The sequence below is a fragment of the Mesotoga sp. UBA5847 genome, from assembly GCF_002432735.1.
Classification (GTDB): domain Bacteria; phylum Thermotogota; class Thermotogae; order Petrotogales; family Kosmotogaceae; genus Mesotoga.
The window spans coordinates 1-11018 of sequence record NZ_DJGL01000104.1; the positions used below are offsets into that span (position 1 = coordinate 1).

At 42.9% G+C, this 11018-nt stretch carries 9 protein-coding genes and 1 pseudogene; 1 reads left to right on the forward strand and 9 read right to left on the reverse strand.

The features are described from left to right. Positions 1-87: 87 nt before the first annotated feature. A pseudogene (locus B3K91_RS13040) lies at positions 88-582 on the forward strand (S8 family serine peptidase); the annotation flags it as partial. Positions 583-820: 238 nt separating this feature from the next. Here the strand turns inward: B3K91_RS13040 and B3K91_RS13045 are convergent. The 9 genes from B3K91_RS13045 to B3K91_RS13085 form a co-directional block, all read right to left on the reverse strand. Further along, positions 821-2014: a glycosyltransferase family 4 protein gene (locus B3K91_RS13045; RefSeq protein ID WP_292595348.1), complete on the reverse strand. Its 1194-nt coding sequence runs from the start codon at positions 2012-2014 to the stop codon at positions 821-823. Continuing rightward, positions 2011-3213: a glycosyltransferase gene (locus B3K91_RS13050; protein ID WP_292595351.1), complete on the reverse strand. Its 1203-nt coding sequence runs from the start codon at positions 3211-3213 to the stop codon at positions 2011-2013. The genes B3K91_RS13045 and B3K91_RS13050 overlap by 4 nt, the downstream gene beginning before the upstream one ends. A 65-nt stretch (positions 3214-3278) precedes the next feature. Further along, positions 3279-4430 (reverse strand): ATP-grasp domain-containing protein, encoded by a 1152-nt coding sequence (locus B3K91_RS13055; RefSeq protein WP_292595353.1) that lies wholly within the window; start codon positions 4428-4430, stop codon positions 3279-3281. A gap of 59 nt (positions 4431-4489) precedes the next feature. Then, the gene (locus B3K91_RS13060) at positions 4490-5122 is read right to left on the reverse strand and encodes a serine/threonine-protein kinase (protein ID WP_292595355.1); all 633 of its coding nucleotides are present in this window, start codon (positions 5120-5122) and stop codon (positions 4490-4492) included. 449 nt (positions 5123-5571) lie between these two features. Further along, positions 5572-6933 carry a phenylacetate--CoA ligase family protein gene (locus B3K91_RS13065; protein WP_292589190.1) on the reverse strand — a complete coding sequence of 454 codons (1362 nt, stop codon included), beginning with the start codon at positions 6931-6933 and terminating at the stop codon, positions 5572-5574. Continuing rightward, positions 6933-8015 carry a CapA family protein gene (locus tag B3K91_RS13070; protein WP_292589192.1) on the reverse strand — a complete coding sequence of 361 codons (1083 nt, stop codon included), beginning with the start codon at positions 8013-8015 and terminating at the stop codon, positions 6933-6935. The genes B3K91_RS13065 and B3K91_RS13070 overlap by 1 nt, the downstream gene beginning before the upstream one ends. Positions 8016-8017: 2 nt before the next feature. Beyond that, positions 8018-8884 (reverse strand): carbohydrate deacetylase, encoded by an 867-nt coding sequence (locus B3K91_RS13075; RefSeq protein ID WP_292589194.1) that lies wholly within the window; start codon positions 8882-8884, stop codon positions 8018-8020. Next, a complete protein-coding gene (locus B3K91_RS13080; RefSeq protein ID WP_292589196.1) occupies positions 8885-10006 on the reverse strand; it encodes a glycosyltransferase in 1122 nt (373 codons plus the stop codon). Further along, positions 10003-11018 (reverse strand): glycosyltransferase family 2 protein (locus B3K91_RS13085; RefSeq protein WP_292595358.1); only part of this gene is annotated, 1016 nt, incomplete at its 5' end. The genes B3K91_RS13080 and B3K91_RS13085, both read right to left, overlap by 4 nt.

Consider the following 11018-nt stretch of genomic DNA (forward strand, 5'->3'; position numbering starts at 1 on the left):
AACGGTCAACGGTGAACCATGTATTAAAGCGTACAGCGAACTTCTGGCGTCCAGCGGTTCTTCTGCCCGACGAAGTCGGCATCGCCTCATGTCGCTGGAGTGGCGGCACTTGTTCTTGCGGCAAAACCTGAGCTTTCAAACGCTGAGGTTAGATCGATTCTTCAGCAAACGGCAGAGAATCTGGGGCTAAAACAGGAGCATCAGGGATACGGACTGGTAATGGCTGATCTCGCGGTTCAAGCGGCCTCTGGAAGTATCCCTACCGATCCGGACCCAGATCCCGAACCCGATACTATAACGGTGTCAAGTATAAGTTATTCATTGAGCAGAAATGCCAAGCATATGTACGTTTCTGTGCAGCTCAATCCAGCTATAGCTAGCGCAAGTGTTTCTATAGCAATCTATCTTAACGAAGGCAGCTCGCCATACTACAGTGGAACAATCACTACAGACACGGCGGGTGTTGCCAAATTTACCGTTGTCAACGCGCCGTCTGGTACCTATTCGACCGTGGTCACAGACGTCACACCAGCTGGGTACACCTGGGATACGAAGTTTCCAGAAAATGCTTATGACAAGTAACGAACGATGGAGTGTTTTGAGGGGTTAGTTTCAGGTACTGCATTTCCGCTTCTATTAATTGCCTTTGATGTAACGAAGAGAAGGTCTGTATGGCAACGATCATTTCCCGGCTTGAAAAGGGCTTCAGGTGAATCTTTGTTGTCCAAAGATCTGTTTGCCAAGTGCTGTTCATTCCCTGGAAAAGGGGTAATATTCGTTGGCTTTTTTGCGGGGTTTGTGTTTGGAAATTCGCTTGTCTTCATGAGTTGCTTGTTTGCATGAGGCAGCTATTGTATATTCCAATCAACCTATCGACATATGTTGCGAACGAGTGTTTTTCCAAGACCGTTTTGTGCGCACGCTTACCTACAACCGAATAATCGGAAATTCTATTGCTCAACTCGGCAAGCTTGTCACGAATCGCTTCTCCGCTTCCCTCCTCAATAAGAAAACCGTTATACTCGTCTTCAATAACTTCAGCCATTCCTCCAACACATGATGCAACTACTATCTTCCCGCAAGCCATGCCTTCAAGAAGGGTCATCGATGTACCCTCACGAACGTTATTATATGTGATAGACGGGACAAGGACTATATCAGTTGCCCTGAAGAACGCGCTGAGCTGGTCGTGAGGTATAGAGTCAAGAATCATAATGTTCTCCTGACCTTCTGCAACAGATTCAATACTTTTGCGTTCAGGACCTCCTCCTGCGAAGATAAAGAAAATGTCACTATTGTGTCTCATCATTGATGCAGCTTTCACCGCATAAACAATCCCTTTTTCTGGAGAGAACCTGGAAGCAACTAGTACCATTGTCCTATCCTCTGGCAAGCCGAGCTCATTTCTTATAGTCTTTTTCTGTTCGTCTGAGACAGGAGAGAAGTTTTCTGTATCTACTGCATTATGTAGTACTGTGGTTCTATCTGAAGGGATTTTGAATTTCTCAACGACATAGTTTTGCCTTTCTTTGTCAACACAAATGATATGACTGGATTTTCTGAAGGCTTCTTCTTCAATCTCAAGAAGACGTCTTATTGCCGTTTCTCTATCGGACTCTTTGCCTACGAAGTTTCTTGCCAAAGACTCATAAGCAAAGTAACCGTGCACACTTAGAACAACCTTGTTGCTGCATTTGACACTCGAGGCAGAAACGACGTCTTGGCAATGAACAACATCTTCGTCTTTCAGATCAAGTTTTCGAAAATAGCTTCTCAGGTCTTCGATCTTCACTCTACTTCTTTCGAACGGATCCCAAAACCTGAGCAAACCGTATTTGAATGCAAGGGTTAATCCTTTAAGCATAGTTATTTGGTAGTGCGAAGAATCAGGGTAGAAGGTTCTTACATCGATATTGCTACGTAAAAGAAACTTTTCCAATAAGGATTGGTACACATGTTTTCCACCATGATGCACAATTGAGGAGTTGTCTGAAGAGACTAACGCAACCTTCATCCCATACACCCCCAGTAAACTTTCGCTTCTTCTTCAATCATATCTTCCCAAGAAGGAATCTTAGATCTTCTTGTAGAACTAGCTAAGTGCAAACCTTTTTCAAGTGAGCTGTTAATAGCTTCAGAGAGACTCTTCTCAATGTCTTCACCAACAATGCCGCCTATTCCATCCGAATCTATCGCCTCGGCTACGCCACCGGCCTCGGTACCGATAACCCATGCTCCACACGCTCTTGCTTCCAGAATAACCGTTCCAAAACCTTCCCGCCTGCTAGGCACAACAAGGACATCGATTGAATTCATAGCCATTGGCATGAGACCATATTCTAATCTTCCGGCGAAGTGCGAAATGTCCCCGGGCATTTTCTCTCGTAGCGTTTTCAATAAAGGACCGTCTCCTACAATGAAGAAAAATACGTCCGATCTGAGCTTCAATAGCTCACGCGCGATTGCTGGAAGTCTATCTGCGCCTTTCACTTCAATTAGGTTACCAACAAAACCCACGATCTTCTTATCAAGTGGCAGGCTCAACTTCCTTCTTGCCTCTTCTTTGTCCATAGGTTTGAATACGTTGGTATCTACTCCATTTGGAATGACAATCCCATTGGACTTGTCATAACCTAGTTTCTCACATGCATCTTTCATCAGAGCATTGCTTACGAAGATTGCGCGTGAAGCGTTGCGAAGAATCTCTCTTACCAGAGTATGGAAGTCATACGACAAAGAATGAATCTCCCCTCCGTGCGCCGTTACTATGTAGGGAATCGAATACTTCTGAGAGAGTCGCATGGCCGCATATCCTTCCGGAAACACTCTATGAGCGTGAATCAAACGGTATTCTTCGATATTCTTGTTCTTCTCAATGGCAGATGCCATACCCTGAGCGTATTTCACCCAAGAACCAGGTTCCTGTTTAATTAGCCCAATACGATCTCTTAAGCCAAGAGAGACATTTAACACGGGATAATGCTTCTGATTCACCTGCACCGACTCTACCGGTTCAGACGGAGAGTAACCCTTAAGCTTCTTCAAAACCCTAATCGGCAGGCTGTCAAATGTGGAGACTGGGGCGAAGTCAAAAGGCACGCCCAAGTTTTCCAGAGCCTTAAGTCTCTCGACTATGAAGACGCCACTTGATGAACTCTTCGGCTTAGGAAACATTTCTGAAAAGATCAGTACGCTTGGTTTCTCTCTACTCATATACTCACCATTGATCCGATCGGCTTTATAACTTATACGACTGATTCACGTTGCCTATCTAGCTTTCAGACAGAACAACCCTTTTTGAGCTTCTTTTCGGACACTACTGAACGAACTAGATTGCTTTTCCATTCAGCTTCGGGAAGGAGGTAGTTTCTCTCGAAGAAGTTCTTCATAGCCAATTCCTGCGGCCAATAGGTCTCCTTTGTGAATTGGAGGGTTCCATCCTCAAGAAGGAAATAAGAGCCGGGGATGTCGTCCACTTTCATCTGAATGGGGGTAACGACTCCAATAAACGGGGAGATTTCAATAATCCAGTATTTCCCTTCTCTATCCCTCATCATGTCGACTCCTAACATTGGTTTACCGATGAGGTCATACGTCTTCAAAGCAATCTCTACTGCTTCCAGAGGAAGGTCCTCCTTTATGATGGCTCCGCTCCCCGAGGCTCTGAAGTCGTTTCTTCTGGGTTTCCGGAAGTAGCCTGTGATTACGTCTTCAGCAACATTTACCCTTATGTCAAGACCATCTCCATCTACGAATTCCTGCAGGTAAAGATAGTTTTTTTGACGAAAGTATGCATTGCTTGCCTTTATGCCATAGAATGAGAAAATCCTTCTAGAATAAGCCGATAGCTCACGTGGGTTTCTGATCAAGGTTACTTCTCTTGAACTTGCCCCGTGAAATCGCTTCGATACCAACGGATAAGTCAGGTTTTCTTTCATTGCCTCAATTTCATCGAAATCGTTTGAAATAAACGTATCGGCTAGTGGTAGTCCCTTTATCTTCAATAAGTAAGTTAAGAAGACCTTGTCATCGCACAAGAGAACCGTCTCATAATCTGGGAAGCATTTCTTACCAAGTTTCTTCTCGAGAATGTAGATCTTTCTCTTTATCTCTTCCAGCTCCGCCGGACCGCTGTTGGGCGACCATACTACTAGGTCGAACTTCTCTACCACTTCCAGCCAGTCTGAGCGATGGTATTCGAATATCTCAAAATCGAAACCGTTGTTCTTCAAAAACCTCCTGAATTTTGTCCAGTGTGGGTTTTCGTTTATGTCACGCGTTAATCCAACAAATGGTTTTTTCTTGTCTCGAGGCCAATCAATGATAACGTCGCAAGGTTTGTAGAGCTCCACATCATCTTCTCTTGGATTCCTAATATCGGGATTTCCCAGTATCCTTATTGACATGTATCTCTTTAGCCTAGTGAGCAACTCACACCTCTTCATGATCTATCATATTTGCTGTTAAGTCATTTCAGACTCTCTCGTTCTCAACTATTCAGAATAGCAGGGATGAAATCTACAAAATCATCCTCTTTCGAATTATCCCACACAAACTTATCATGATTTGCTCTGAGATTGTCCAAATAGCAATCATAGGACTCTAAAGCATTCTGAATCAAAGATGGCCCTTTCGGTTCTTCAAGAAGATTAAGAACAATGCCGGTTTGCGTTTCTTCAACGATCTTTTTCATTGATACGAATCTTTTGCCAATAATGACGGGAGTTCCTGCTGTCAGAGAGTCGTAGAACTTGTTTGGCAATGAGTATATGTCATTTGCGTACTGCGGATCTGTTCTGCTTTGAAAGGCGAGCAGAGTGAATCTAGCCTTTGATAGTCTGTCCATCATGAAATCGTATTCCAGGAAAGGAATCTGCTCATCGGCAATGTTGCAGGTTGTGCCAAATGAGATCAGTTTGTAATTCCTCTTGATCTCGTTCAGCAAACTGCTATCTATCGAGATCTTTCTATGGGTGCCTCCAACAACAGCGATTTCTGCGTTCTTGACACAGGTTTTTAGCGAGACTCTAGTTGCTGCATAGTTCGGGAGGCATAACTTAGGTTTGTCAATCATGGTCTTCTCAAGCATCATTCTCAAAGCCTCTTCTGAAACGCCAATCACGCCATCCACTAAAGAAAATTACGTTTTGAGCACTTTCCAAAGAACTGGATTTAGAAAAGAGAGTCTCTCCGGGAAAAATTGCTCCGGCATAATTTCATGAAGATCGAATACGATCTTTTTCTTCCGCTTCTTAGCCTCAGCGAATACCTTTACTTGCAAGAAAGCGAGAGAGAAGTGAAAAACAACCAGATCATAATCCAGTCCTGAGACTAGACACAGCACTTGTCGATCAAAGTTCAGCCTCTTTGCATATCTCCCAAATCCTCTCATTTGGTCTCTCGACAAAGAATGAAGAATAACTCTATTTTCTGGTTTCTCAGATTGTTCATCTGCGGCGGTCTTCCAAAACTGATTATGAACACGACCTGGTTTCTTGAGAGCACTAACGCTTCTCGAAACTCTTCTGTCGTCTTTCTGATGACCAAAGCCAGTTACCAGAGTTTTCATTTCTAGCTTGGTTTCCCAGTTATGTTGATTACGTTTCTCACTTTTCCTCCCGACTTCTCAATTTCCGCGACCTCACTTACTCTAAGCACAATGTTATTCCCTAAGAGGCGCTTCAGCAACTTATCAAAAGCCTTCTTCTGATCGTTGTCAGAACTGGTACATCTAAACTCGAATTCCAGTCTGTTGAGCTGAACAAGTTGGTAGTTCTGAAACGGTTTCAAAAACGGTTTCAAATGCATACGAATTGTTACCGGCAACACAGGATTACCTTCTGAATCATATACAACGTCATCAATCCTCCCGATCACCTTCCTGATTAGAAGCGGTAGGGTTCTGCCACAGCTACAACTAGTTTTTTCGCAAGGCACAACTAGATCTTCGATTTTGTATCTGATAAACGGCATTGCATTGTTCCAAAGAGAAGTGCCGATTACAGAATAGAAACCTTCTTCACCACTACTCTCCAACTCTGTGATACCATACTCAAGAGCCTCATGTAAGCCATTGTGCTTTTCACATTCAAACGCTGCAACCACACATTCGCTGACACCATAGGACTCAAAAACTTTGCACCCGAAAGCATTTTCGATCTTATCCCTACCTGTATCACTAAGGGTCTCACCTGTGGTGAAGACAGCTTTTGCCTTTAGTTGCTCTCTTCTTCTCAACATCTCATCTGCCAGTATTTCGATTCCCGTTGGGTGCCCTTGGATGAAGACCGGCTCGAATTCCGTCAACTTTTCAATATAGGATGAAATTGTATTGAAATTCAGGTGATGAATGGACAATAAGAGCTGGTGCTCACTCTTATTGTATATCCAGTAAGGAGGTCTCTCACCAATTACCCTAGCTCCCAGAGTCACCCTCTTTTCACCCAGATGAACTCCAGCCCAACTATAGAATCGCCAGAGCGCAGCGAAATTCAACCTGTAAAGGCTTAGAGGCAGAAAGAATTCCAGTTTTGTTCCAGTCGTTCCACTCGAGAAGTCCTTGATCGTTTTTATACTTCTGATGTTTTCGCTAATGAATGATCGAGGATCACTTTTTATCATTTCTTTGGTCATGATAGGAATCTCTTTCAGAATTTCTAGAGAAGTAACATCTGAGGGTCGAAGATCGATATCTCGAAACAGCTTCCTGAAGTGCGGAACATTTTCGTAGGAGTTTGTTATGACTTCTCGCAACCTTTCTAATTGGAAGATCATTAACCTTTCCCGGCTCCAATCCTGGCTGTACTCGAGAAACTCGAGGAGCTTTCCAAATTCCCCGCCAAACCTTTTTCTGTGCAATCTTCTTGCATAGATATTGGCCAACATCTCTCTTAATCCTGCGGGTAGTCTTGAGTAGACGTCTACAATACTCATTATTCTTTGCCTCTCAAATGCTTGAATGCTTTTCTGACTAATCTTTTCAGCACATCTAATAAGAACGTAAAGGTTGTTCTGAGCCCTTCACTTCTAATCATCCATATAACTCTCGAAATTTGATAATTCAGTACATACAGCTGGCTTATCACTTTAATCCTCAAATCTCCAGGGTTCTTTGAAATAAAAGTGCTATAGTTTTCGATCTTATGATTCAGCTTTCTGATCTCTTTTTTGTCTTCAACTAGGTTCACTGTCAAGTCGCTTGACTTCTTTGTGAATATTATTTCTGAGAATGATAATTCGTTCTTGGAAATCTCAAATATAGGAACGATTGAGGTCTTTCTTCCTGATACCGGAACGTCAAATATAAAATCGCCAAGACCATAAAAGATCATTCCATTTTCTGCAAAACGCTCAAAACCACTCGCGAAATGACTATGACTAATCATTACTAGATCCGCTCCCTTGATCAAAAGCTGTCTCGCAGATTCAACTAGCTTCCTCGGTGGAAATGGAGTGAACTCTTTGCCCGCATGCAGAAGTACAACGTTCGCGATTATATCTTCACGCTTTTCAAGTTCGTCAAGGAGCATAGAATTCAGAAGATCAGAAAGCTTGAGAATTGAGAATGATGTTTCTGCAAGTTCCGGATACAGAGAATCTTCTATGCAACCGACTAATGAAATATTTCCTGCAGTGGAAGTAATTACTGTTGGATAGAAAGAGTCTTTCGAGCGTGAGTAAACCCCTGTAAATCCAACATTCAATGCATTCAATGTATCAATTGTTTCCACCAAACCTGTTTCACCACAATCGAAAATGTGATTGTTTGCAAGAGACAAATAATCAAAATGTTTAAGCAGTTCAGCGTGTTCAAAAGGCAAGAAGAAGTCGCCAACCTTTTCATTGCCACTGCTAATAGGTGATTCCAAATTCGCAATCACATAATCAACGTTTGAAAAACTTCTCAAGATATCATTTGACAACACGGAATCAATTGCTCTGCTTTTTTGAGCCTTCAGGAATCCCCGAGCAAGCATAACATCTCCACAAAAGCCGATTCTTTGGTTGGAATTCAAAACTAAAGCTCCCAGAAGGAAATCAATGTCACGCCGTTTTCTCTGGCGGCTTTCTTGACTTCAGCAGATTTCATGATAGTGACTTCTTCTAATCTTTCATCAACATATACTGCGTACTTCCTTAGTGTATCGTCAGGATAACCCGGATGACAATAGATCTCGTTCGTTCCTTCGGGCAGTCTTTTCATTATTGCGACCCATGTTTCGAGATTGCTCTTCTTGCTTCTATCAAGATACGCAGGTGTAATCAACCGATCAGCGGCTTTGAATCCGCTTTTCTCTGCCATTTTAGTGTTCCTTCTCGCGTAAATATGCGTCGCAATCTGCTTCGGATGAGATATATAGTACTTCACTAAATCCCACGTGCGATTCTTGCTTTCCGACGAAAACAGATAGCGTCTGTGCGTTCGAATTGCTTCAATCCCAAACTCCTCTGCAACAGTCATCCCACATCGGAAGAAAAGTGGATAAAGATGCTTGTTCTGGTGTCCATCCCAATGAGAGATTCTCACCCCCTGGCTTTTGAGAAGCCTCGCTTGTGCTCTAAGCTCCTTAAGCATTTCCTCTTCAACTATCTTTCCTTTTATTATAAGTGAAGAAAAGTGGGCACCATGGAACTCGCCCTTTTCGTTAATTAGAGAGGGAATCTCTTTGGGTTTGCAAACTGGGGAACCGACGGAGAGATTGAAATGGATTCCAATGCTTATGGGCTTGAACTCACTTGCAAGTTTACCAACCTCTTCAATGGCTTGAAAATTGACAACGCAACTAGTGCTCGTTACGATTCCGTCCGCAACGCTTTCAAAAATCCCTTTGTTTATTCCAAATGTAAAACCAAATCCATCGGCATTTACAATCAACCGTTTCATCTAATTACCTCCGAGAATCTTGCTATATGAGTAAAGCAACTTTGGTTCTTCACTCTTCTCCCAGTTTAGTCGCTCAAAAATAGTTTGTCGAGCTTCTGCCGAAATCCTGCCCATTCGAGCAGGGTCATCGAGCAAGCTATTTATTGCGACTGCGTAGTCTATGGCTTTATCACTTTTGACTAGGATTGAATCCTTCTGGTCGCATAGAAGCGATGACAGTTCGGGAAGAGATGTACTTATTACCGGCAAGCCATATGCCATATATTCAAAAACCTTCATAGGAATTGCAACTTGGAATCTCTTTTCTAGAGGATGATAATTGAAACCTACTGAAGATGACCTCACCAGTTCCAATGCCTTCAAATGTTCCACTTTCTCCATCAATACAAGGTGTCTTTGAATTGATCTGTACGTACTACTCGACTTAACCCATTCAATTGTCTCGGCAGACAAACCGACAAAAACCCACGTAAAACCATTTCTCAGTTGAGAAAGTTGATAAACGACATCCAGTATAAACTTCATTCTCAGTTTTGAAACAGTACCCAGGTGAATGACATCATATTTCTTGCCGACATTGCTTTCAGATCTATGTTCTTCCAGACTATCGAGACGGAAGAGATTCATGATTACGGTCTTCCTCTTGGCCTTTCCATACTCCTCTGAGAGAGACTGAGTTGGGAAAACTAGCATATCGAAAGCCTTCGAAGGAATAGTCTCAAGAACTAACCTCAGGATCGCTGAGAACAACCCTCCAGGCCTTCTTCCCATTCTCGCTGGAATCACCTCCACATAATGCTCATGGACATCATAGACCACTTTCTTACGCAGTAACTTCATGAATAGCGCAGCGAAAATGAAGTCCGGATCATGGAAATGATATATCGCTGCTTTCTCTCTTAAAGCCTTCTGCAAGGCTCTCCACGGCATTACGATTCGTGAAATAAGTCCTCTCCTCGATCTCTTTATTGAAAGGACTCTCACTCCACTTCTCTCAAAATTGCTTTCGCCTGGTGCAATCAGCACCACATCATAGCCATTTGCACTCAAACTCTGACACTCGTTGTAGAAAATCCTTGCGTCTAGAGCAGGGTGAGCTGTAGTTATGTGACAGATCTTCATGAATCCGCTGCCCTCTCAGAAAAGATAATCGCACACAGCGACCCAATTCCATACGAAAAATGAAGTATAGGAAAGGCTAAAATCATTAGAAGTGTAATACTCAAGCTTTCTCCCCTACTAAAAGACTCATACAGAATCAGTAACAAGTAGACACCCAGAGTTATCCAGAGAAGCATGCACACAATACTGAAAAACACGCAGAAAACGATACCAATCAACAGTGTCAATACGAAAATTAAAGGTGCTAAGTGCCTTAATGAGAACGGAATGTTTGCATATCTAGAACCCGCAATCACCCAGAAGCCATTGCCAAAGTTGTTATTCCAGAGCTCTTTGAAAGTCGATCTAGAATAGTAGGTAAGCTCAATGTCAGCGAAGAGGATTATTTTTCCCCCCGCTCGTTTCAACCTCAAGTTGAATTCTATGTCTTGATTCCTAACAAGCTGCTCATTGAAATAGCCGATTCTGTCGAAAACCTCTCGTTTGTAGCAACCGAAAGGAACAGTATCTACTTCTGTGGGTTTGCAAACGCCCGTCCTGAATTTGGCTCCTCCCACCCCAAGCGGACTGGAAAGAACCTTCGAAATTGCTATCCCAACGGACGATTTGACTCTGGGTACTGTTTTCACTACTCCTCCCACATTGTCTGCACCGCTTTCTATGGCATGCTGGACGCATTTAGAGATGTAGTCAGATGGCATTTCGCTGTGTGCGCCGCTGAAGAATATGTATTCCCCTGTTGAAGCTTTCACTCCTAAGTTCATCGCAACGGGAGTTATCTTCTTTTCGTTGTCAATTAACAATACTCTGTTGTCTCGTATTGAGATTTCGTTCACGATATCTCTTGTTCCATCTTCACTCATTCCATCAACTACGATTATCTCTATGAGTTCTCCGGGGTAGTCGCAATCTAGAAATGACTTAACGCATCTCTCGATGAACTTTTCTTCGTTTCTGGCAGGTATAATAATCGAAACTTTCGGCAATTTCAAACTGTTCACCACATTTCTGC

Excerpts from the sequence above, each read along its gene's own strand:
- B3K91_RS13045 (WP_292595348.1), bottom strand. The coding sequence starts at position 2,014 with ATGAAGGTTGCGTTAGTCTCTTCAGACAACTCCTCAATTGTGCATCAT.
- B3K91_RS13050 (WP_292595351.1), bottom strand. The coding sequence starts at position 3,213 with ATGAGTAGAGAGAAACCAAGCGTACTGATCTTTTCAGAAATGTTTCCT.
- B3K91_RS13065 (WP_292589190.1), bottom strand. The coding sequence starts at position 6,933 with ATGAGTATTGTAGACGTCTACTCAAGACTACCCGCAGGATTAAGAGAG.
- B3K91_RS13075 (WP_292589194.1), bottom strand. The coding sequence starts at position 8,884 with ATGAAACGGTTGATTGTAAATGCCGATGGATTTGGTTTTACATTTGGA.
- B3K91_RS13080 (WP_292589196.1), bottom strand. The coding sequence starts at position 10,006 with ATGAAGATCTGTCACATAACTACAGCTCACCCTGCTCTAGACGCAAGG.